Here is a 21,165-nt window from a genome sequence, read left to right on the forward strand (position 1 = left end):
TACAGAATTAAACGGGTTTGAGGTGAGTAATATTTACAGGAAAGCTAAGAATTGTACTTCTTTATGACAGTGTTGTATATAATACAGTCTAATTTAAGCGATGATTAGCAATAAGATTAAAGCGGGGAATCTCTACATAAAAAATCTCTCCATCTAACTGGCGGGACATTTGGTATGTACCTTCCATATAGCCCATTTCGCTTTTAAGATTACAACCGGAGACATATTGATGTGATTCTCCTGGCTGTATAACTGGCTGTTCCCCAACAACACCATCTCCTTCTACTTCTCTGTGTTCTCCAATTGCATCAAATATTTGCCAGTGACGACGCAATAGCTGAACGGTATAATCGCCTACGTTTTCAATAGAAATACGATAAGCAAACATGAAATGTTCCTTTTCAGGATTAGAATATTCCGGTTGATAAATACTCTCTACCGAAATCTTTACACCTTCTGTTATTAGAGATACCATTAATGCAAATATTAATATAATTTATAAATTATCAAAGAACAACTCCCTGAATGTGATAAAATTACGTAAAAATGAAAAAATCCTGAACCAGAGCTTGTTAATGTTTGTTAAATGACTATTAAGTATCCTATTCAAATGCTGACAAACAAGATAAATTTGTATTCGTCTGATCATATTCGTCATAAATGACTAGGTTTGTATATGTCAAAAGGTATATTGTATCTCCTTCCTGTTCCGTTGAGCGATGACGCTGCAATGGCTTCCTATACCCCCTATTTACAAGAGACCATCAATACACTGGATGAATATATTGTAGAAAACGAAAAAACTGCACGGAAATTTTTGAAACAAGCCGGTCTGTCTATTCCGCAACAACAGTTGATCATCCATGATTATGGTAAACATAACCGTGATCAGGGGAACAAACAAGAGTTTTTCAAAGGACTGATGGCAGGCAAAAATGTGGGATTAATGTCTGAAGCTGGATGTCCCGGAGTGGCAGATCCGGGTGCTGATATTGTTGCTGAAGCACATAGCAAAGGTATAAAGGTTGTTCCTTTGGTGGGACCAAGTTCCATTCTTTTAGCCTTAATGGCTTCTGGTTTCAGCGGACAGAAATTCGCATTTCAGGGATACCTTCCTATCGATAAATCGGATAGAAACCGGAAGATAAAAGATCTGGAAGCACAGGCTTACAGAGATAAACAGACGCAGATTTTTATTGAAACGCCTTTCCGCAACAATACATTATTTGCTGAATTACTAAAGGTCTGCAAGCCTCAAACCAAAATATGTGTGGCTTGTAACCTCACAGCACAGGATGAATTTGTTCTCACACTTAAGGTAGATCAGTGGAAGAAAAGAAAAGATGATTTTCACAAGAAACCTGCTATTTTCCTTCTTTATTTTTGAGGAATGAAAAATAGAAAAATGTGTTTTTAATACGCTCTTTTAAACTGATTTTTATCAGAAAAATAAAACTAAAGAACTTTTTACAGGTTGTTATATTGTCAGATAGGTGCTAAATATTATTCATCAATATCAAGTTTTGAATAATTCAGCCTATATTTAAAGAAGAAATTCAAAATTAAGAATGTTAGAGTTTACACCCGATAAGATGACGATGGAAATGCTGTACATTATTTTGGCGGCATCTGCAGTTCGTCTGATTTGCTGGATTTTATTTGCCAATACCATTCGGAAAACATTAAATCTGATCGCTCCGGAAAACAGGAATATCCTGCCTTCGCAGGCCTGGTTTGTAGCGGTCCCGCTGTTCAATATTTATTGGCACTTTGAGGTGGCTCGCAGATTATGCGACTCCCTGAATAACGAGTTTTATGACCGTAAAATTGCGGTTGAAGAAAATCCTACACGTAAGGAAGGACAGATTTATGCATGGACATTTCTATCCATTAATATTCCTTTTCCACCGTTTATACTTGTTATTGCAGGTATTATGAACCTGATTTATTTCATTACATATTGGGTTAAGATCAATCAATACAGAGTTTTATTGAAAGAGCACAATAAGTTTGTAGAAAAAGAGGTTAATGAAGGATAAAGGATTGCTCCTTTTCTTGGATATAGTAAAGCAAATAAGAGTTGAATGAAAATATTTGAATTAACGAATTATTTAGAGAGTATTGCTCCTTTGGCTTATCAGGAGTCTTATGATAATTCCGGTCTGTTAGTGGGTAGTCCCGGGGATGAGATTCACCGTGCATTAATTTCATTAGATTGTACAGAAGCAGTTGTAGATGAAGCTATTGCTGAAGGCTGTGATATCATTATCTCGCACCACCCTATTGTATTCGGGGGCTTGAAAAAGTTTACCGGATCCAACTATGTAGAGCGGGTTATTATCAAGGCCATCCGGAATAATATTGCGATTTACGCTATTCATACCAATCTGGATAATATCTTTGGTGGAGTCAGCTCAAAAATTGCCGAGAAACTCCATCTGGAGAATACGGCTATACTGAAGCAAAAGAAAAATCTTTTAAATAAACTGGTCGTATATGTTCCACGAACACACGTGGAGATTGTCCGTGATGCTCTTTTTGAAGCAGGTGCAGGCAATATTGGTAACTACGACCAGTGCAGCTACAACAGTGCCGGATACGGAACTTTCAGACCATTGGAAGGAGCTGATCCGGCTATAGGTGAAATCGGTCAGCAGGAAAGAGTTGAAGAGACTAAAATTGAGGTCATTTATCCACAAATAAAAGAGCGTGAGATCCTTGTAGCCATGTATGCGAGTCATCCATATGAAGAAGTCGCGTATAATATTGTTACATTGCAAAACAATTATCAGACAATAGGATCGGGAGTGATAGGAAATTTATCCGAACCAATGAGTGAAATAGATTTTCTGCGATATTTGAAGGAAAAGCTCAATCTTACCGTCATTCGTCATACAGAATTGCGAGGAAAGGAAGTGTCTCGTGTGGCGGTATGTGGAGGTGCAGGCGGTTTTTTGCTTGCTGATGCAAAAAGATCAGGAGCAGATTTTTTTGTCACAGCAGATTATAAGTATCACGAATTTTTCGATGCTGAAGGTCAGATCGTCATTGCAGATACGGGACATTTTGAAAGTGAACAATTTACGCAAGAATTATTGTTAGAGATTATTCGGAATAAATTTGCTAACTTTGCAGTCCTAATAACGGAAACAGACACAAATCCAATAAAATACTACTGTTAATGGAACAAACTGTAGAACAAAAATTGAAAGCATTATGGTCTTTGCAAACCATACATACTAAAGTCGATAAAATTCGTCAAATCAGAGGTGAATTGCCTATCGAAGTAGCTGATCTTGAAGATGAAATCGCAGGATTAGAAACCCGTATTGAGAAAATCAGAACGGATCTGGATGAATTGGAAGATTCTATCGTAAAGCGCAAAAACATGATTAAGGACGCTCAGGGGGCCATCAAGAAATATGAAGGTCAGCTGAACGAAGTTAAAAACAATCGTGAATATGATGCTATCACTAAGGAGATCGAAATTCAGGGCTTAGAAATTCAGGTTTGTGAAAAACGAATCAAAGAATATGAGTTTGAAATTCGTAACAAGACTGAGCAATACGAGAGCACAGAAAAGACTTTAGCTTACAACAAAACAGAGCTTGAAGGGAAAAGAAAAGAGCTGGATACAATTACGGCAGAAACTCAGAAAGAGGAAGATGCGTTATTGAAGAATGCTGAAGCAGCAGAGAAAAACATTGAAGAGCGTTTGATTAATGTCTATAACAGACTTCGTAATTCATTCAAAAATGGTTTGGCTGTAGTTTCTATTGACCGTGACAGCTGTTCAGGATGTCACAACAAGATCCCTGCGCAGATGCAATCTGAGATTCGCCAACGCAAAAAAATCATTATTTGTGAACATTGCGGACGTGTAATCGTTGACGAAGGAATCTTACTGGAAGTAGAAGGCGAAATGGTATAATTTCCATTTAAGATAAAAAATGTTAAAGCGCTGATAATATCAGCGCTTTTTTTGTAAATCAGATTTCATACCTGTATCTTCATGCTGTTTTAAAATAAAATTTTAACAGCATATTTCCTATTTTATGAATAAAAAGCTAAGATTCTACTGCAGTAGTATCATTCTTACTCTGGCTTCAGCTACAGCAGCTCAGGGACAACAACAGGAAACACTCTTATTGAGAAATCCGAGCATCAGTCAAAATCACATCTCTTTTGTATATGGAGGCGATATCTGGATAGCGGGAAGAGACGGCAGTAATCCCAAAAGACTTACCGTCAATCCGGATGTAGAACGAAATCCAATGTTTTCACCGGACGGAAAGCAGATTGCTTTTACAGGTAATTATGATGGTAATGTAGATGTTTATACCATTTCTGTGGCTGGAGGTGAACCTAAACGAATTACGTATCATCCTGCAGCAGATGTAATGAGAGGATGGATTAATAATCAGGAACTCTACTTTACAAGTACACAGGAATTTCAGTACTCATTGGGTTCCAGACTCTATAAGATCAATATAAACAAAGGAAAAGATGAAGCTCTTCCTATGCCTACAGCTTTTGAAGGCTCCCCTTCTCCGGACGGAAATTATTGGGCTTATTTAAAAAATTCTGATCCTACAGAGCGTGAAGTAGTTGCTTTTAAAAGATACAGAGGCGGAGGTATGCCTTCGATCTGGATTTTCAACAATAAAACAAATGATATCGAAATCGTACCTGGTGAAAAAAGTAATAATGTTAAACCCATATGGCTGGGGGACAAAATTTACTTCTTGTCAGATAGAGATAAAATCGTGAATATCTTCAGCTACGATACAAAAACGAAGAAAACAGAGAAACTTACGAATAGCAAGGAATATGACATCCGGACATTGAACGGCTTCGGTGATGATCTTATTTATGAAGCTGAAGGCAAGATCTATACCTTCAATATTAAAAGCAAAAAGACAGCTCATATTCCGGTTCAGATATTTGCAGACAACTTTTATAAGCGTCCGCATTATTCCAATATATCCGAAGGAATTCGCAATTGGAATGTCTCTCCTACAGGACAGCGGGCAATTTTTGAGGCGAGAGGTGAAATATTCACTGTGCCTAAGGAAAAAGGTGATGCAAGAAATATATCCTCTTCACCAGGCTCTCATGAGCGTTTTCCGAATTGGTCACCTAACGGAAAATGGATATCCTATCTGTCTGATGCAAGAGGTAAATATGAATTGGTGCTGAGAGATCAGATGGCCAAAAATGACCCTATTTATATCTCACTGGGCGATTATTATTTCTATTTTGATCCGATCTGGTCTCCTGATAGCAAAAAATTGTTCTTTAATGATGCCCATCTCAACTTGTATTATGTAGATATTGATACAAAGAAAGTGACAAAAGTTGATGATGATGTCCTGGGATCACACACGAACAGAACAGGTAATTATTTTGAACCGTCATGGTCTCCGGATTCTAAATGGATTTCTTACATCAAAACATTGCCGAATACTGTATCGGCGGTATTTATGTATAATCTGGATACAAAGCAAAGTCAGCAAATCACTGACGGTATGTCTGAAACGCATCAGCCGACCTTCAGCAGAGACGGAAAGTATTTGTTCTTTACGGCCAGTACGAATACCGGACTGACAAACTCGGGTTTACATATGTCCGCCTATGAGCGCTCTCCTAATTATACTATTTATGCCTTTATTTTAGCTAAGGACACGCCTTCTCCTTTTAAACTGGAAAGTGATGAAGAAGCAGTTGGTAAGGATAAAGAAAAGGAAGAAGAGAAGAAAAAAGAAGAAAAAGAGGATAAGAAGGAAGAACCTAAAGTCAAAAATATCAAGGTTGAATTTGATCAGATTTCTAATCGTATTGTTGCTTTACCATTACCTGCTGGCTATTATAAACTGGATGGAAGAGTAGAAGATATGCTGCTTTATCAACGCGGACGTACTATCGGAGCATATGACTTAAAGAAGCTGGAAGATAAAGTATTTGTAGAGGGTGCCGGCGGATTTGAGGTTAGTGCAGATGGCAAAAAGCTGATGTACTATTTAGGAGGATCATATTTTATTGTGAATTCTAATCAAAAGCCTATTCCTGATAACGGTAAACTAAAGATAGATAATGTGAAACAGCTCGTAGATCCTGCTGCTGAATGGAAGCAGGTGTTCAATGAAGTATGGGCAATGGAAAAGGAATATTTCTATGTAGAGAATATGCATGGTGCAGACTGGAATGCAGTAAAGCGTAAATATGAGAAGTTTCTTCCCTACGTAAATCATCGCTCGGATCTGTCATATCTTTTGAATGAAATGATGGGTGAAATGGTTGTAGGACACAGTTACATTTATCCGGGAGATCAGCCAAGAACTCCGTCTGTAAATGTAGGTATGCTGGGTGCGGATTATAAAATTGCAGACAATCGTTATCAGATAAGTAAGATCTATACACGTATGGAGTGGAATCCTGATCTGCAGGCACCGCTAGCTGAGCCGGGTATAGAGGTTTCGGAAGGTATGTTTATCGTATCTGTAAATGGTGTGGAACTGACTGCCGATATGAATATTTATAGTTTATTCAATCAGACAGCCGGAAGGCAAACCGCCATTATGGTGAATAATAAACCATCTCTGGTTGGTGCAAAGGAGGTGATCGTAAAGCCAATTCCTTTCAGTGATGAAGTAAATTTACGTCAGACAGAATGGGTAGAGCGCAATAGAAAACGCACAGATGAACTGAGTAAAGGCCAGATAGCGTATGTGTATATGCCGAATACTGGTTCAGAGGGTTATACATCATTCAACAGATACTATTTCTCTCAAATGGATAAGAAGGCTCTGTTACTGGATGAGCGTAATAATGGCGGAGGATCGGTAGCTGATTATGTCATTGATTTGCTGTCCCGTGATCTGATAGCCGGTTGGGGCATCCGTGACGGAAAGAGCTTCACTACACCAGGAAATGGGATATATGGGCCAAAGGCTATGATTATCAATGAAAATGCGGGATCAGGAGGCGATATGATGCCTTATATGTTTCGTCACAAAGGTCTAGGTAAACTGGTTGGTCGTACGACTATGGGTATATTGGTCGGTATCAGTGGCTACCCTATTTTATTAGATGGTGGAAGAGTAACTTCTCCTAACTTTGGAATATTTGATCTGAAAGGGAATTATATTATCGAAAATGAAGGAGTTGCTCCGGACGTTTTTGTTGAGCAGACACCGAAAGAAGTACTGCAGGGACGTGATCCGCAACTGGAGAAAACTATACAGATCTTGTTAGAAGAGATGAAAACATATCCTTATCAGCAGATGCGTAAACCGGCAGATCCGGTCAGAGTAAATTAACAGAATAGTAAAAGGGGGCTGAAGATTATCTTCAGCCCCCTTATAATTAAATAACACGTCCCATTTGAGGGTCTGTCATCGAGGAAGTCCCTGTCTCGGCTCTTCCGGCAAAACCGCGTTCAAAATTTGGATTATCCGCTAATAAAACCTTTACCTCATACCAGTTAAACGATTTTTTACCATTGATAGGAATGATTTTTTCCTGATTGGGCTTCAAGCTTATTTTCTCCTGAAGCTGTTGATAGATCTGTGCAGATACGATTACAGGAAGCGTTTTATCCGGGTCAGTATTTTTAATCCTGAGGTTGATATTTCCGGTAGGAATACCTTTCTTATCTAATTCATATTCACAGGTTACGGTTAATCGTGCTGAGCTTTGATCGCCTTTGAAGGTTCGTAGAAATCCGTTAGGACCATATACCCGTAAGTCATAGAGGTCTTTGAAGTCTGCCAGATTCCATTCAAAATCCACCTGATTTCCTGCTGAAGTGGCAAAAGGCCAGTAGCTTACACCGTCTTTATATGAAGATCCGGAATAAACATTGAAAGGTGAACCTAATGCTTTGTCCCTGAAGATATTTTTTCCGGCATTAAAACGGAGTTTTATTTTAGACGCAGACATATCAGCATCTACGTACAACTCATATGCTAATGCGGAGGATTCTTTTATACCGGACTCTTGTTTAGGCAAAAACGGACTTGTAGCCGGAGATCTGTTTGCGGTTTCTATTTCTGAAGAAGACAGCGCATGGTGATTTTTAGGATAGTCCAGCGATTTACTTTTATCTATTCTCAGTATTTGTTCATTACGGTCAAGGAAATCCGGTGAAGAGGTATTCTTGTTAGTTTGAGGACGGAAGGCGGAGGTCAGATCGCCGGTAATCCCTCTTCTCCAGGAGCTTATATTACTTTCGAAGATTTGCTTATTGTATTTTTTATTCAGGAATGTTTCCATAAACTGAATGGTAGAGGTAATATCGCATACTTCGGAATTTACCCAGCCTCCCTTGGACCACGGTGAAGCAATGACAAGCGGAACACGATATCCCAACCCTACTGGCCCTTCTGTTGCACTCTGCTCGGATACACCTGCTGCAATCTCCTGTGCACGTGTTACATATTCATCACTGTAGTCCAGATCAGGAGAGGTTCGACCGGAGGCCGGATCATTTGGATTAGGAGCAACAAAGGGAGGGATATGGTCAAAATAACCATCATTTTCATCGTAGTTAAGGATAAAAATAGTTTTTTTCCAGATTTCCGGATTTTGAGTCAATATATTCAGCACTTCTGAAACATACCAGGCACCGTACATCGGTGCGCTCGGATGATCTGAAAAGTTTTGTGGGGCAACCAGCCAGGAAACGGTCGGCAGCTTTCCGGATTTGACATCTTCTCTGAACTGATATAATACATCACCTTTGGGAACCGTGATATCTTTTGATGTTCCCTGGTCATCCATAGAGACCGTTTCGATTTCATGATAGTGCGGATCTCCTTCGTTTGTCTGGAACGCTTTGGTTACAAGTGCTTTATCAAAATTGCTTAACGCAGCGAAGTTTTCGGCACTGTATGTTTTTAATGCTGACTGATAGCTTTCCAGTTGCTGAATTTTGTTCTTTAAGTTTTTCTGCAATTTTTGGCTATCAGCAGGCTTTGTGTTTTTTATCTGAGTTTCTAAATCCGCAATTTCTGCAGGTAACTGTGTTACACGCACTTTTAAAAAATCGGTATGGCTTTTCTTGAACCGGATATTGTACTGCGCAAACCACTCCAGATTATTGTCTGTAAAATTACCTAACCAGGGTTCACGTTCTCCTTCCAGGGCATTTTGTATGCTGACCTCATTTTGATAGACTCTCCAGCTGATATTATTTTCCTCCAGTCGTTCAGGAAAGGTTTTCCAGTGTGCAAGTTGATTAAAATAGATGTCGGAATTACGTACAAGAGGCTTTTCTCCCTTTTCAGGGACACATTTGCCTGTCCAGAAGAAGTGACGGTTGGTAGTCGTTCCGGTTATAGAAGAACAGAAATGCTGATCACAAATCGTAAATGCATCTGCAAATGCATAGTAAAACGGAATATCTGCTCTGGAATAGTAACCCAGCGTCAGAGGAATATCTCTTTGTTCTTTTACTCCTGAACGTTTGGCTTCCAGCCAGTTATCATGTTTTCCTTTATTACGAGCTGCAGATTGGTTTTCCCAGGAATGTGGAAGATCTCTTGTCCAGGCAGCGTTCGAATTTTGCAGATCCAGGCGGAACGGAGCATAAGTTTTACCTTCTTTGTTTTGCTGTAACCAGACCAGATTTTTATTGGGCAATTGGATTGCTCTTGGATCATTAAATCCACGCACACCTTTTAATGTGCCAAAGCTGTGATCAAAAGATCTGTTTTCCTGCATCAGTAGTACAATATGCTCCGCGTCATAGAATGTTGATCCGGGAGCCGGCTCAATAGCTAGTGCTGCCTGAATAGATCCCGGCAGGCTATTGAAAAGACCAAAGGAACCCGTTAATAATGCGGCCTTTTTAATAAAATCTCTTCTATTTTCCATAAGAATTAGGTGTTTGCGGGAAAAATCCGCAGTATTTGTAAAATTGAACGTGCAAACTACTGATATTGCCTATCTTTAACAAATTTTTGAGATTAAGAGAATACAGTATCATTATTATTTTTACAATAACAAATGCTATTTACAAAGCCTATTAATACGCCGGTCGTATCTATGCTATTATTGATTATTATTAGCCTGGCTTGCAGTCTGACGCTGCAGGGAATAGTCATGTTTATATTTGCTGTTTATTCCGGTAGTTTTGACGTACTCAAATCAGGGGCGTCCATCATGAGTAATCCGGTTTTTAGCAATTTGTTATTAGCCGTAAGTAGTATTTCTACATTTGGATTACCTGCTTATTTTCTTTTACAAGCTGAACAACGTCAGATAAACTACTTTCCTGTACAGAGGCGGGGGCGCCTCACCTATCTCGTACTGGTGCTGCTCACGATGATTGCTTTTATCCCTTTGATGAGTCAGATTGCAGAATGGAATGCAAAGATGGTTCTGCCGGACAGCCTGAAAGGCATCGAATCCTGGATGCGCGAACAGGAAGATAGTGCGGCCTCCATGATGTCCGGCATCGTTATGAAAACGTCGTGGTGGGGCTTGATTATTAATCTTATCATTCTGGCGGTATTACCAGGGATTTGTGAAGAATTGTTTTTCCGAGGGGTAATCCAAACTAGTTTTTTTCGTCTTTTCAAAAATCAGCACCTAGCGATCTGGGTAACGGCCATAATTTTTAGTGCCATACACGTTCAGTTTTATGGATTTTTCCCAAGAATGCTTTTAGGCGCATTTTTCGGGTATCTTCTGATCTGGAGTAATAATATCTGGGTCCCTATATTCGGACATTTTATCAACAATGCTACCGCTACAATTTTTGGCTTTTACTATTCCAGAGAAGGGAAAACTTTTGAGGAGATGAATACTGCTGAAACTTATCCATGGTATATTTATATCGGGAGTATAGCGGCAACAATGGTATTGTTATTTATATTATACAATTATTCAAGAAAGGTTAACGATGGAAAAAGACTGGATAAAGATCAAGACGTATACAAATGCGATTCAGAGTGAAATTGTAAAGCAGATGCTTTTAGAAAATGAGGTTAATGCTGTTGTGCTTAATAAGCAAGACTCTTCTTATCTGTTTGGTAAGATAGAGCTTTATGTCAATGTCAATGATGTTGATAAGGCAAATGCATTGATTGATGAACTTAATCCGGAAGAAAACTAATCATGAAGACAAGAGCTATTACAGGTGTTTTCTTTATTATTATCCTTGTAGGTTCTCATCTGTTAGGTAAAGAGGTATTTGTGGCTTTCTTTGCATTACTGGGTGTAGCAAGTCTTCAAGAATTTTATAAGCTGGTGACCTCTGATGATATCAAGCCAGATAAGCCTATCGGATTGCTGACGGGGCTGGTTTTGATGGTTACAGGCGGAGGAGCTTATCTGGAATTTTGGTCCTTTCGGATTATTCTGCTGGTGGTCCCCTTTCTGTTATGGATCTATATTGCGGCTTTATACCAAAACCGTAAATTTCCGTTTCACGATATATCCTATACCATCACCGGAATTGTATACACGGTTGTTCCGTTTCTGACACTGATAGGTCTGGCTTTTGTACGCGGAAAATTCAATTTTTATATCCCCCTGGGATATCTGATTCTTCAGTGGTCTAATGATACCGGAGCTTATTTGGCGGGGAGAAGTTTTGGAAAGCGAAAACTTTTCGAACGGATTTCTCCGAACAAGACCTGGGAAGGATTTATCGGAGGAGTGCTTCTGGCTGTAGTTGTTGCGCTCAATCTGGAGCAGTATTTCGGGTCTATTGAGAAATGGCAATGGGTCGTTGTGGCGCTGACAATTGGTGTTTTCGGGACATTGGGAGATTTGGTCGAATCCATGCTTAAGAGAAGTCTTGACGTAAAAGATTCAGGTAAGATCATGCCCGGACATGGTGGTTTTCTGGATCGGTTTGACGGTGTGCTTATCGCAGCTCCGTTAGTCTATATATTTTTGTTATTAGTATAAACTCTATTTTCGTTATGGCTAAGATTGAAAAACAAACCTTTTCTTTTTTGGAAGCACTGCGTCCAAATAATAATCGGGAATGGTTTCAGGAGAACAGGGGGCTGTATGAGGCTTCTCTGGCTAATGTAAAAGCTTTTATCCGTGGTATTATTGATGCATTATCTGCTTTCGATCCTCATATTCACACGGATATTTCAGAGAGCAAATGTTTGTTCAGAATCTATCGGGACACCCGTTTTTCGAATGATAAGACACCTTACAAGACCTGGTTCAGTGCCGGTATATCTGTTGACGGACGTAAGCTGGATGGTCCGGAATATTATCTGCATATAGAACCGGGTAAGTCTTTTTTGGGAGTGGGGTACTGGAGGCCAAATAAAGAACATCTGGATGCTATCCGTCAGGAAATCGATTATAATGCTGAAGGGTTCTATAAAGCACTGCAAGATCATCAGTGGAAGGCATCAGATCTGTCCGCAGAAGATAAGCTGGTAAGACCTCCTGCGGGATATGATGCTTCGCATCCGGAGATAGAAATCCTTAAATTAAAGAGTTTTATTCTCTATCGTAAGTTTTCAGATAAAGAGCTGATGGCTTCCGATGCGCTGGACAAGGTAATTGAAGCCGCACATAGCATGTTTGCCTTTAAAGCCTATATACATCAGGCCATCGACAACGATTAAGCCGGAAGGCTTATTTTTCCCATGCAAACAGCTGGTGAATCTTTGATCTGATTGACATGATCAGGTTTTCCAACAAGTGTCTCGTTTGCCAGCAACGCAAACAGACACGCTTCTTTTGCATCCGGATTAAGACCCAGCTCTTCAAAAGATGTTATTTTATAATCGGGCAATCCGTCTTTTATCAATTCTACGAGTAAGGGGTTATGCAGTCCGCCCCCGCTGATATATACTGCAACATGCTGAAGATCCGTGCACTGTTTTAGAATCGCTGCGACAATCGTGTCAGCAGAGAAATGACATAGCGTAGCCATCACATCCTCATGAGAGAGGGCTGTCGTGCCAGACAATTCCTGCAAATGTTGTAAGTACTGAAGATTAAAAAGTTCCGGCCCTGTTGTTTTTGGGAAATCCAGGAGGAGAAAAGGTTCTTTACTTAATTCTGCCAATAACTTCTGATCAGGTTTTCCGGAACGGGCCACATGTGCATCTCTATCCATTTCTTCATCAAAATGTTCCTTCATATATTGATTCATCATGGTATTTCCCGGCCCCAGATCCGTAGCATACGCTTCATACGGACTGTCTTTATGAGGTAGAAAAGTGAAATTCGAAATGCCTCCGATATTAAGTAATATTCTGTTTTCAATCTTATCTGTGAACAGCAGGAAATCTCCGTAGGCAGCCAAAGGAGCGCCTTCTCCACCCGCCGCAATATGCTTTTGTCTGAAATCAGAAAGTGTAATAATTCCGGTTATTACAGCAATATGATCTCCGTCGCCTACCTGCAGTGTGCTATTCGGAAGGTGCGTGTCATGAGTCAGACTTTGAGGCGCGTGATATACTGTTTGCCCGTGACTGGCAATAATATCCACCTGAGAGGCATCCATCTGCCATTGCTGCAGAGCCTGATTGATAAGCTTAGCGTGCACGATACCGACATAGGCATTCACACCAGATAAGGTTTGCAGATCAATTGTACGCTTTGAAAACACTTCCCTTACATACGTCCGGAATTGAGGTTCATAATCCATAGTCTCAAAATCGACAAGTTCCAGACGCGTATTGTTCCCTGATCCGGAGATCTTACATAGCGCGATATCCAATCCGTCCAGTGATGTTCCCGACATTAAGCCTATAATCATCCGCTCCTGCTTTTGAGCAAGAGCATACAACTTTTCAATCTGTGCATTCATATTCTAAAAATACAACTTTAATCATATATAAAGGGCATCTTTAATATTTTGTAATGTCATGTTATAATTCTATTTTTGAGAAAAAATTAAGATTATGAATTTTCCAGCAGAATTAAAATACACGAAAGATCATGAATGGGTTCGTGTTGAAGGAGATGAAGCCGTAATTGGTATTACAGACTTTGCACAACGCGAATTAGGCGATATCGTATTTGTAGATATCAACACAGTAGGCGAGGAAGTACCTGCAAATGAAGTTTTCGGTACAGTAGAAGCTGTAAAAACAGTTTCAGATCTGTTTATGCCCGTTACTGCAACTGTATTAGCAGTAAATGAAGCAATCGATGCTTCTCCTGAATTGGTTAACTCAGATGCATATGGTGAAGGTTGGATTATTCGTGTCAAATTGAGCAATCCTGCTGATGTAGATGCGTTATTGTCTGCAGATCAATATAAAGAAGAAATCAATGCGTAAGGCATTTGCTTATAAAAAACAAAGGCCTAACCATTCGGTTACGTCCCTTGTTTTTTTATAAGGTATTCATCGTGACTTCCGTAGTCACTTTTGTTCCCTGAACTTCAAGCCTTGTTGTCAGGATATAGCTTTTGGTCAGATTAGTTGTTTTATCTAAGATATAGTTTCCGGTTATAGTACCTATCTGCGAGTCATCATCTCCGAATACATTTCCTGCGATATCAATAACGTAGCCGCTATCCGATATTTCTTTAAATGTGGATTTCGTTGTGATCTTCGGAACCAACTCTCCTTTTTCTATTTCACTATCCCATGTATCTCCGGGCTTTACAGGGTGATCCGGCAGGGCTGTTGCCATATTATTAAAAGAGTTTTTATCTATTCCTTGTCCCAGTTCTGTCGGAAAAGATACATCCAGGACTTTTCCTGAATTTGTCATTACTGTCGTGATTGTTTTGCCAAGTATGGGTGCAAACTGTTCACTCAGCATTTTTCCCATTTCGTCTGTAGATTCTTTTTCCGAATCATAATTAAGCGTCATCATATCTGCATTGATTTCAGCTTTTATGGTTTTGGTAAGTGTTTCGATAGTAATTTTTTCCCCTTCTATACTTTTAGGGGTCATTTCCATTTTCATGGTCATATTCATTAATACACTTTGTGGTCCGTCCACATCTGTCTTCACATCCATTTTGACCACTGAAGGTTTGTTAAGGGATGGTTTGATTTTTAAAGTCACGGCTTGCTGTGCCTGAGTGGTCAATGCCAGACCTAATAAGATAAGGAGGCTTAATGCGTGTTTTTTCATAAAAGGAATTTAAGTAAGTGGTCAAAAAGAAAGCCCCTCATCACTGAGAGGCTTTCCTGAATTTATAATAAGATAACTTATTTCTTTAAGTAAGCTACTTCCTTTACTGCTTTTACCACTTTAGCTACACTTGGTAAAGCTGCTTCTACTAATGTAGGTGCATATGGAAGAGGTACATCTGCCGCTGTAACACGAGTTACAGGAGCGTCTAAGTAATCGAAAGCATCACGTTGTACTTTGTATGTTATCTCTGAAGAGATAGAGGCCAGAGGCCATGCTTCTTCAACAATAACCAAACGGTTTGTTTTCTTAACAGATTCAACGATGGTTGCATAGTCGATAGGACGTACAGAACGTAAGTCGATCAATTCAACATTTACACCTTCTTTTGTCAATTCTTCGATAGCCGGAAGAACAACACGAGGAATCATTTTACCGAATGATACAACAGTTACATCAGTACCTTCTTTTACAACATTCGCTTTGCCGATTTCCAGATAGTATTCTTCCTCAGGAACAGGACCTTTATCGCCGTACATTACCTCAGATTCCATGAAAATAACAGGATCCGGATCAATGATAGCAGATTTCAAAAGACCTTTTGCATCATAAGGGTTAGATGGAACGACAACTTTCAATCCTGGTGTATTAGCATACCAGTTCTCAAAGTTCTGAGAGTGCTGTGCACCTAACTGACCGGCATTACCTGTCGGGCCACGGAATACAATAGGAATGGAAAACTGACCGCCACTCATAGAGTGAATTTTGGCTGCAGCGTTGATCACCTGGTCAATTGCTACCAGTGAAAAGTTGAATGTCATAAATTCAACAATAGGCTTAAGACCGTTCATGGCTGCTCCAACACCGATTCCGGCAAAACCAAGCTCTGCGATTGGAGTATCTATAACGCGTTTTGGTCCGAATTCGTCAAGCATACCTTGACTTACTTTATAGGCTCCGTTGTATTCTGCAACTTCCTCGCCCATTAAAAATATTTTTTCGTCTTTACGCATTTCTTCGCTTAAGGCTTCGCGAAGTGCTTCTCTGAATTGTATTTCTCTCATCAGTTGTAAATAGTGTCAAATTCTAATACGCAAAACTACTATTATTTATTGATATTTTGAAGGTTCCGGCTGTCAAAATTATATGACTTTGCCTCATTTTTGATAAAAAAAGGAGACTGATATGGCAATATTAGGAGGAAATAAAACCTATCTCGATAAAAGATCTAAAAGTTGCGCGTTTAAATTTTTGATTGCCAACGGAATATTCCAGGTCTCTCTGTTACGTCTTTCCACATAGTTTGAAATGCTGCGAAGCTGAATCACAGGAATGTTTTCTTCCGCGGCAGCCATGAATACGGCCGCTCCTTCCATAGATTCTAAAGAGACAGAAGGGAATAGTCTTTTGACATCTTCAATCGTCTGTTCATGACCATGTACTTTATTGACTGTAATCGCGGTACATTTTTTATAGGAATCAAGCCGGATCTTCCAGTCGGGAGGTGTGGTAGAAAAATAAACAGATTGGCCAAAGCCAAGCCTTTCTATGGGAAGAAATGTCGCTCCGTCTTCAGCGCCTAACTCTGCAAAACGATCTTCTGTGATCTCCAACACCTCTCCTATCATCAGATTTTTGTCAAAAGATCCTGCTATTCCGGCATTAATAATGAGGTTATAGTGATTGTTAGCCAGATGTTTCCCGAGTTGATAGGCCGTATTGGTCATGCCTACTCCGGTGATTAAGGTTTCACAGGCAGGATTATCCTGCTTTTTTTCCAGAAAGGGTTGAATTTCAAAGGATGTAGCGGCAACAATAAGTGTCTTCATACGAGCAAGCGTTGTCCTACAATAATACTAATATTTACTCAAATCTAACCGTAAAGCAGTATCTTTGCAGCATTATGATTTTTATTACTCGACGCGAGCGTTTCAGTGCTGCGCACAAACTTTACCGAGAGGACTGGTCATCAGAGCAGAATGAAAATGTCTTTGGAAAATGTAGCAATCCCAATTGGCACGGACACAACTATGAGTTGTTTGTGACAGTCAAGGGAGAGGTAAATCCGGAGACTGGTTTTCTGATCGATTTAAAAAAAATGAAGGAAATCATATTGCATCATATTATCGAAAAACTGGATCACCGCAATGTGAACCTTGATGTAGACTTTATGAAAGGCAAATTGGCTTCCACGGAATACATGGCTATTGAGATCTTTAACGTATTGAATCCTCTTTTTGAGGAGCATAATGTGATCCTGCATAGTGTGAAATTAGTAGAAACAGAAAACAACTATGTCGAATATTTCGGCAATTAAATCTTAAAATAAAATTTGATCATGAGCAACCCTTCAAGTTTAGATCATGAAGAGATGGATGGCTATGTTAAAATCGACAAGTATAATCCATTGCACGTTGATAGAATAGCTACTCATTATACCGATATCCTGCAGGCTCTGGGCGAAGATCCCGCACGAGAGGGACTTTTAAAGACCCCTGAACGTGTGGCCAAAGCATTGAAGTTTCTGACACATGGATATGATCTGGATCCGGCAGCTGTATTGAAAGGTGCTATGTTTGAGGAAGACTACAGTCAGATGGTTGTAGTAAAGGATATAGAGGTATACTCCCTTTGTGAACATCATATGCTTCCTTTCTTTGGAAAGGCACATGTCGCTTATATCCCTAACGGACATATAGTGGGTCTGAGTAAAATACCCAGAGTAGTGGATATCTTTGCAAGACGCCTGCAGGTACAGGAGCGTCTTACCAATGAAATCCGGGATTGTATTCAGGAGACACTTGGTGCACAAGGTGTAGCTGTAGTGATGGAATGTAAGCATATGTGTATGGCTATGCGCGGTGTGCAGAAACAAAATTCTGTTACAACGACATCCGCATTTACCGGTGCATTTCAAAACGATGTGACACGGTCCGAATTTTTGAGATTAATTACCGCCAGTCTGGTTTAATCAAAGAAATCCACGCTTTTATTAAGAATTCCTAAATCCGGACATTACTTTACTTTGTGACGAACAAAATAATGTAATGTCTTGATTTTTAGTGAAATATGATTTTTTGTTTTTGTATTTACAAAAGCCTTATTTACATTTGCATCCATGTATCAGTCAGAAGAACTGTTAAATACGTACTTAGAACATACTTGTGACGCTGAATCTGCGTTACTAAAAAGGATCAACAGAGAGACCTATTTACGGGAGACTATGCCTCATATGTTGTCCGGTCATTATCAGGGAAGAGTACTCTCTTTTTTGAGTAAAATGGCAAGACCGGGACGCATTTTGGAGATCGGTACATTTACAGGATATGCGACTCTTTGTCTGGCCGAAGGGCTTAGCAAAGATGGGGAGATCCATACGATTGATATCAATGCAGAGCAGGAAGAACGTGTGCAGGGATATTTTGATCAATCATTATATAAGGAGCAGATCCGGTATCATATCGGGGACGCACTTGAAGTGATAAATGAGATATCAGGAGATTTTGACCTGATATTTATAGATGCTGATAAAAAGAGAAATCTTCAGTATTATGAATTACTCGTTGATCGGGTTCCGTCCGGTGGACTTATTATGATCGACAATGTTTTATGGAAGGGAAAAGTGTTGCAGGAGGATCCGGACAATCAAACGAAACAAATTCTCGGGTTGAACGAGCAGTTAGCAAAGGATCAACGGGTAGACAAATTAATTCTACCTATTCGGGATGGGCTTTTTGTGTTACGCAAAAAGTGATTTGTGGACTAAATGATTTATTATGCAAGAAAAAAACTTTAAGAAGGTTCTTCTTGTGTTGTTTTTGTGTTTTTTAAGTATAACTACTTTTGCACAGAAATTTTCTCCGACATCTTATGTCGAAGAGCACAAGCAGATCGCACAACGTCTGAGCCGCGAACAGGGTGTTCCCGCCTCCGTTATTTTAGCTATTGCTATGCATGAAAGTGCAAATGGAAATAGCAAAGTGGCCAAAAACCTGAATAATCATTTCGGAATTAAAGGCAAGAACAATAGCAAGACCATCAGGTCATCCTACAAAGGCTATTCTTCTATTTTAGATTCATATCATGACTTCGTTGCCTTATTGAAACGAAGAACATCCACTCAAAAACTTTTTGACAAATACGACTCAGATGACTATCTGCAATGGATAAACGGAATCGCAAGATCAGGATATTCACACAGTAAAAGCTGGAAATCTCAGGTGTTGGGTATGATCAAAAGATACGGATTGGACGAACTGGATACTCCGGTTTCAGAGAATAAATCCCGTATTGCCAACAGATTAGATGCTGATGTTTCACAAGGAACATCCTCAAAATTGAGATAAGCTTTTTTTTCAGTATTATTGCATTTTATAACAAGGCAAAACTCTATATTATTCAATGAAAAAGATTTTCTATTTGTCCATCATGATTATGCTGGTTGCATCATCATGTTCGAGTAAAAGGCACACCGTTTTACAGGGCAAAAATGGAACCTCTGTTTCAAAGGGAAATCAGGGCAGCCAGACGTCCTCCGCCAAAGGAGCGACCAGTATGTCGGGTTTGAGCTATATAGAACGTTATAAAAGTGTCGCAATTTCTGAAATGAACAAATACGGCATTCCGGCCAGTATAAAATTAGCGCAGGCACTACTCGAATCCGGAAGCGGAAACAGCTATCTTGCCAGAGAGGCAAATAATCACTTTGGTATCAAGTGTGGTGGTGTATGGAACGGCAGAAGTGTCAACCGTCCGGACGATAATGAAAATGACTGTTTCCGCGTATATGACAATCCGGATCAATCCTTTAAAGATCACTCTCAATTTTTATTAAGAAAACGATACGAGAAACTTTTCCTGCTCGATAAGGACGACTATAAAGGTTGGGCAAGAGGGCTGAAATCTGCCGGTTATGCCACCAATCCTCGGTATGCCGAACTCCTGATCGATATGATCGAAAGGTATGAACTGTATCGCTACGACCGTTCGGAAACTTATGTAGAAAAAGAAAAACGTGAAGAAGTGGTAGACAAAGTAATAGAACAACGTATTGTACAGGAGCCCGCTGCTGTGGTACCTGAACAGATAAAAAGTCCGGTGGCTATGCGTATTCACGAAGTCAAAGCCAAGGAGACATTATATGCACTCAGTAAAATGTATAATGTGTCTGTAGAACAGATAAAACAGCTCAATGGATTGACTGCAGATGATGTTTCTATAGGACAATTGCTTGTGATTTCAAAATAATTCACAAACAGTGAAAAGTTGTTAAATATTTCACAATTAGCGTTCGATAATGTAGTTTTACTTTGTGAGAACGCGCCTTTATATTCTATTTTTTATTTTATTTCTCGGGAAAATCAACCCTCTTTTTGCGCAAAAACAAATAGAAGGAATAGTTTTTGATATGGACACCAAGCAAAGGATTGCGAAGGTGAATATCAGGAATGTATCCGGCGGAGGCGAGGTTTTTAATAATTCCAAAGGAGAATTTCAGATCAAAGCCAAAAAAGGAGATATACTTATAGCGTCCTCTAAGGGATTCCACGGAGATACGGTAAAGGTAGAAGACAGTCCGGTGATCCTGTTCTATCTGAAGAGGGCTACAATTTATCTGCAGGAGGTCACTGTCAAAGGCAGGAAGACACCTGAAGAGATTCTGCAACAGGAACGGGAAAATTATAATAAGGCGTATCGTCTGGCTGATCCGGGCAGTGTATTTTCAGTAGGACCTACCGGAGCGGGTGTAAGTATCAATGCGATTTACAGCCTTTTCAGCAAAGAAGTAAAGAATGCAAAGCGATTGACACGCCTCATTGAAAACGATTATAAAGAGAATATGATCGATTACAAATTTACAGAGGCATTGGTTGTAAAGGTTACAGGTCTTAAGGATGAACGGTTGAAGGATTTTATGACACAGTACCGGCCATCATATTTTTTTGTAATTTCGGCAACTGAATATCAGATGACATCCTATATTCAGTCAAGTTATGAACAGTATATAAGCAATCCTGCATTAAAACGCTTACCTTTGTTGCCGGACATAACATTAGATATAACACCCTATAAATAATTGTTTAACAA

At 39.6% G+C, this 21,165-nt stretch carries 22 protein-coding genes; 16 read left to right on the top strand and 6 right to left on the bottom strand.

Features of this window, described 5'->3' with window-relative positions; translation table 11 throughout:
• Nucleotides 1-88: 88 nt before the first annotated feature.
• A complete protein-coding gene (apaG, locus tag HMPREF0766_RS14290) occupies nt 89-475 on the bottom strand; it encodes a Co2+/Mg2+ efflux protein ApaG (RefSeq protein ID WP_002998519.1) in 387 nt (128 codons plus the stop codon).
• 201 nt (nt 476-676) lie between these two features.
• On the opposite strand from apaG, the gene HMPREF0766_RS14295 reads away from it, so the two are divergent.
• The 5 genes from HMPREF0766_RS14295 to HMPREF0766_RS14315 all read left to right on the top strand — a co-directional run bounded on the left by HMPREF0766_RS14295 (nt 677) and on the right by HMPREF0766_RS14315 (nt 7,319).
• On the top strand, nt 677-1,387 hold the full coding sequence (locus HMPREF0766_RS14295) for an SAM-dependent methyltransferase (RefSeq protein WP_002998521.1): 711 nt from the start codon (nt 677-679) through the stop codon (nt 1,385-1,387).
• Nucleotides 1,388-1,568: 181 nt separating this feature from the next.
• Complete coding sequence (locus HMPREF0766_RS14300) at nt 1,569-2,039, top strand: hypothetical protein (RefSeq protein WP_002998523.1); 471 nt, start codon at nt 1,569-1,571, stop codon at nt 2,037-2,039.
• Nucleotides 2,040-2,084: 45 nt separating this feature from the next.
• Nucleotides 2,085-3,182, top strand: coding sequence for a Nif3-like dinuclear metal center hexameric protein (locus HMPREF0766_RS14305; RefSeq protein WP_002998525.1), 1,098 nt, complete (start codon nt 2,085-2,087; stop codon nt 3,180-3,182).
• Entirely contained in the window at nt 3,182-3,931 is a 750-nt protein-coding gene (locus tag HMPREF0766_RS14310; RefSeq protein WP_002998527.1) for a zinc ribbon domain-containing protein, read from the top strand. Before HMPREF0766_RS14305 ends, HMPREF0766_RS14310 begins: the two co-directional genes overlap by 1 nt.
• A gap of 124 nt (nt 3,932-4,055) precedes the next feature.
• Complete coding sequence (locus HMPREF0766_RS14315; protein ID WP_002998528.1) at nt 4,056-7,319, top strand: S41 family peptidase; 3,264 nt, start codon at nt 4,056-4,058, stop codon at nt 7,317-7,319.
• A gap of 46 nt (nt 7,320-7,365) precedes the next feature.
• On the opposite strand, the gene HMPREF0766_RS14320 is transcribed toward HMPREF0766_RS14315, so the two are convergent.
• Entirely contained in the window at nt 7,366-9,876 is a 2,511-nt protein-coding gene (locus HMPREF0766_RS14320) for a phosphocholine-specific phospholipase C (protein WP_002998530.1), read from the bottom strand.
• Between the two features lie 132 nt (nt 9,877-10,008).
• Here HMPREF0766_RS14320 and HMPREF0766_RS14325 point away from each other — a divergent pair, with 132 nt between their 5' ends.
• The 4 genes from HMPREF0766_RS14325 to HMPREF0766_RS14340 are packed head-to-tail and all read left to right on the top strand — an operon-like array spanning nt 10,009 to nt 12,602.
• Nucleotides 10,009-10,959 carry a CPBP family intramembrane glutamic endopeptidase gene (locus HMPREF0766_RS14325; RefSeq protein WP_002998532.1) on the top strand — a complete coding sequence of 317 codons (951 nt, stop codon included), beginning with the start codon at nt 10,009-10,011 and terminating at the stop codon, nt 10,957-10,959.
• Nucleotides 10,960-10,972: 13 nt separating this feature from the next.
• Complete coding sequence (locus tag HMPREF0766_RS14330; RefSeq protein ID WP_002998534.1) at nt 10,973-11,119, top strand: DUF2007 domain-containing protein; 147 nt, start codon at nt 10,973-10,975, stop codon at nt 11,117-11,119.
• Nucleotides 11,120-11,121: 2 nt separating this feature from the next.
• Nucleotides 11,122-11,919 carry a phosphatidate cytidylyltransferase gene (locus HMPREF0766_RS14335; RefSeq protein WP_002998535.1) on the top strand — a complete coding sequence of 266 codons (798 nt, stop codon included), beginning with the start codon at nt 11,122-11,124 and terminating at the stop codon, nt 11,917-11,919.
• 14 nt (nt 11,920-11,933) lie between these two features.
• The gene (locus HMPREF0766_RS14340; RefSeq protein WP_002998537.1) at nt 11,934-12,602 is read left to right on the top strand and encodes a DUF2461 domain-containing protein; all 669 of its coding nucleotides are present in this window, start codon (nt 11,934-11,936) and stop codon (nt 12,600-12,602) included.
• Here HMPREF0766_RS14340 and HMPREF0766_RS14345 read toward each other — a convergent pair.
• A complete protein-coding gene (locus HMPREF0766_RS14345; protein ID WP_002998539.1) occupies nt 12,599-13,795 on the bottom strand; it encodes an anhydro-N-acetylmuramic acid kinase in 1,197 nt (398 codons plus the stop codon). The genes HMPREF0766_RS14340 and HMPREF0766_RS14345 overlap by 4 nt on opposite strands.
• Before the next feature lie 94 nt (nt 13,796-13,889).
• Here HMPREF0766_RS14345 and gcvH point away from each other — a divergent pair, with 94 nt between their 5' ends.
• The gene (gene gcvH, locus HMPREF0766_RS14350) at nt 13,890-14,270 is read left to right on the top strand and encodes a glycine cleavage system protein GcvH (protein WP_002998541.1); all 381 of its coding nucleotides are present in this window, start codon (nt 13,890-13,892) and stop codon (nt 14,268-14,270) included.
• Nucleotides 14,271-14,325: 55 nt separating this feature from the next.
• On the opposite strand, the gene HMPREF0766_RS14355 is transcribed toward gcvH, so the two are convergent.
• The 3 genes from HMPREF0766_RS14355 to mqnB all read right to left on the bottom strand — a co-directional run bounded on the left by HMPREF0766_RS14355 (nt 14,326) and on the right by mqnB (nt 16,907).
• Nucleotides 14,326-15,078 (bottom strand): DUF6263 family protein, encoded by a 753-nt coding sequence (locus HMPREF0766_RS14355; protein WP_002998543.1) that lies wholly within the window; start codon nt 15,076-15,078, stop codon nt 14,326-14,328.
• A 77-nt stretch (nt 15,079-15,155) separates the two neighbouring features.
• Complete coding sequence (locus tag HMPREF0766_RS14360) at nt 15,156-16,142, bottom strand: pyruvate dehydrogenase complex E1 component subunit beta (RefSeq protein WP_002998545.1); 987 nt, start codon at nt 16,140-16,142, stop codon at nt 15,156-15,158.
• A 147-nt stretch (nt 16,143-16,289) separates the two neighbouring features.
• Nucleotides 16,290-16,907: a futalosine hydrolase gene (gene mqnB / locus HMPREF0766_RS14365; protein WP_002998547.1), complete on the bottom strand. Its 618-nt coding sequence runs from the start codon at nt 16,905-16,907 to the stop codon at nt 16,290-16,292.
• 74 nt (nt 16,908-16,981) lie between these two features.
• Here mqnB and HMPREF0766_RS14370 point away from each other — a divergent pair, with 74 nt between their 5' ends.
• The 6 genes from HMPREF0766_RS14370 (at nt 16,982) to HMPREF0766_RS14395 (ending at nt 21,154) form a co-directional block, all read left to right on the top strand.
• Nucleotides 16,982-17,395, top strand: coding sequence for a 6-pyruvoyl trahydropterin synthase family protein (locus HMPREF0766_RS14370; RefSeq protein WP_002998549.1), 414 nt, complete (start codon nt 16,982-16,984; stop codon nt 17,393-17,395).
• Between the two features lie 21 nt (nt 17,396-17,416).
• Nucleotides 17,417-18,049 (top strand): GTP cyclohydrolase I FolE, encoded by a 633-nt coding sequence (folE, locus tag HMPREF0766_RS14375; protein ID WP_002998551.1) that lies wholly within the window; start codon nt 17,417-17,419, stop codon nt 18,047-18,049.
• A 147-nt stretch (nt 18,050-18,196) separates the two neighbouring features.
• Nucleotides 18,197-18,832: an O-methyltransferase gene (locus tag HMPREF0766_RS14380; RefSeq protein ID WP_002998553.1), complete on the top strand. Its 636-nt coding sequence runs from the start codon at nt 18,197-18,199 to the stop codon at nt 18,830-18,832.
• A 22-nt stretch (nt 18,833-18,854) separates the two neighbouring features.
• A complete protein-coding gene (locus tag HMPREF0766_RS14385; RefSeq protein WP_002998555.1) occupies nt 18,855-19,424 on the top strand; it encodes a glucosaminidase domain-containing protein in 570 nt (189 codons plus the stop codon).
• A gap of 55 nt (nt 19,425-19,479) precedes the next feature.
• Complete coding sequence (locus HMPREF0766_RS14390) at nt 19,480-20,325, top strand: glucosaminidase domain-containing protein (RefSeq protein WP_002998556.1); 846 nt, start codon at nt 19,480-19,482, stop codon at nt 20,323-20,325.
• A 160-nt stretch (nt 20,326-20,485) separates the two neighbouring features.
• A complete protein-coding gene (locus HMPREF0766_RS14395; RefSeq protein WP_236590616.1) occupies nt 20,486-21,154 on the top strand; it encodes a hypothetical protein in 669 nt (222 codons plus the stop codon).
• The last annotated feature ends 11 nt before the right edge of the window (nt 21,155-21,165 follow it).

The organism is Sphingobacterium spiritivorum ATCC 33861 (assembly GCF_000143765.1).
Classification (GTDB): domain Bacteria; phylum Bacteroidota; class Bacteroidia; order Sphingobacteriales; family Sphingobacteriaceae; genus Sphingobacterium; species Sphingobacterium spiritivorum.

Coding starts and splice junctions, on each gene's coding strand:
- HMPREF0766_RS14335 (WP_002998535.1), top strand. CDS start 11,122: ATGAAGACAAGAGCTATTACAGGTGTTTTCTTTATTATTATCCTTGTA.
- HMPREF0766_RS14295 (WP_002998521.1), top strand. CDS start 677: ATGTCAAAAGGTATATTGTATCTCCTTCCTGTTCCGTTGAGCGATGAC.
- gcvH (WP_002998541.1), top strand. CDS start 13,890: ATGAATTTTCCAGCAGAATTAAAATACACGAAAGATCATGAATGGGTT.
- HMPREF0766_RS14315 (WP_002998528.1), top strand. CDS start 4,056: ATGAATAAAAAGCTAAGATTCTACTGCAGTAGTATCATTCTTACTCTG.
- HMPREF0766_RS14395 (WP_236590616.1), top strand. CDS start 20,486: ATGGACACCAAGCAAAGGATTGCGAAGGTGAATATCAGGAATGTATCC.
- HMPREF0766_RS14390 (WP_002998556.1), top strand. CDS start 19,480: ATGAAAAAGATTTTCTATTTGTCCATCATGATTATGCTGGTTGCATCA.
- HMPREF0766_RS14380 (WP_002998553.1), top strand. CDS start 18,197: ATGTATCAGTCAGAAGAACTGTTAAATACGTACTTAGAACATACTTGT.
- HMPREF0766_RS14310 (WP_002998527.1), top strand. CDS start 3,182: ATGGAACAAACTGTAGAACAAAAATTGAAAGCATTATGGTCTTTGCAA.
- HMPREF0766_RS14345 (WP_002998539.1), bottom strand. CDS start 13,795: ATGAATGCACAGATTGAAAAGTTGTATGCTCTTGCTCAAAAGCAGGAG.
- folE (WP_002998551.1), top strand. CDS start 17,417: ATGAGCAACCCTTCAAGTTTAGATCATGAAGAGATGGATGGCTATGTT.
- HMPREF0766_RS14385 (WP_002998555.1), top strand. CDS start 18,855: ATGCAAGAAAAAAACTTTAAGAAGGTTCTTCTTGTGTTGTTTTTGTGT.
- apaG (WP_002998519.1), bottom strand. CDS start 475: ATGGTATCTCTAATAACAGAAGGTGTAAAGATTTCGGTAGAGAGTATT.
- HMPREF0766_RS14360 (WP_002998545.1), bottom strand. CDS start 16,142: ATGAGAGAAATACAATTCAGAGAAGCACTTCGCGAAGCCTTAAGCGAA.
- HMPREF0766_RS14305 (WP_002998525.1), top strand. CDS start 2,085: ATGAAAATATTTGAATTAACGAATTATTTAGAGAGTATTGCTCCTTTG.
- HMPREF0766_RS14320 (WP_002998530.1), bottom strand. CDS start 9,876: ATGGAAAATAGAAGAGATTTTATTAAAAAGGCCGCATTATTAACGGGT.
- mqnB (WP_002998547.1), bottom strand. CDS start 16,907: ATGAAGACACTTATTGTTGCCGCTACATCCTTTGAAATTCAACCCTTT.
- HMPREF0766_RS14300 (WP_002998523.1), top strand. CDS start 1,569: ATGTTAGAGTTTACACCCGATAAGATGACGATGGAAATGCTGTACATT.
- HMPREF0766_RS14355 (WP_002998543.1), bottom strand. CDS start 15,078: ATGAAAAAACACGCATTAAGCCTCCTTATCTTATTAGGTCTGGCATTG.
- HMPREF0766_RS14330 (WP_002998534.1), top strand. CDS start 10,973: ATGCTTTTAGAAAATGAGGTTAATGCTGTTGTGCTTAATAAGCAAGAC.
- HMPREF0766_RS14325 (WP_002998532.1), top strand. CDS start 10,009: ATGCTATTTACAAAGCCTATTAATACGCCGGTCGTATCTATGCTATTA.
- HMPREF0766_RS14370 (WP_002998549.1), top strand. CDS start 16,982: ATGATTTTTATTACTCGACGCGAGCGTTTCAGTGCTGCGCACAAACTT.
- HMPREF0766_RS14340 (WP_002998537.1), top strand. CDS start 11,934: ATGGCTAAGATTGAAAAACAAACCTTTTCTTTTTTGGAAGCACTGCGT.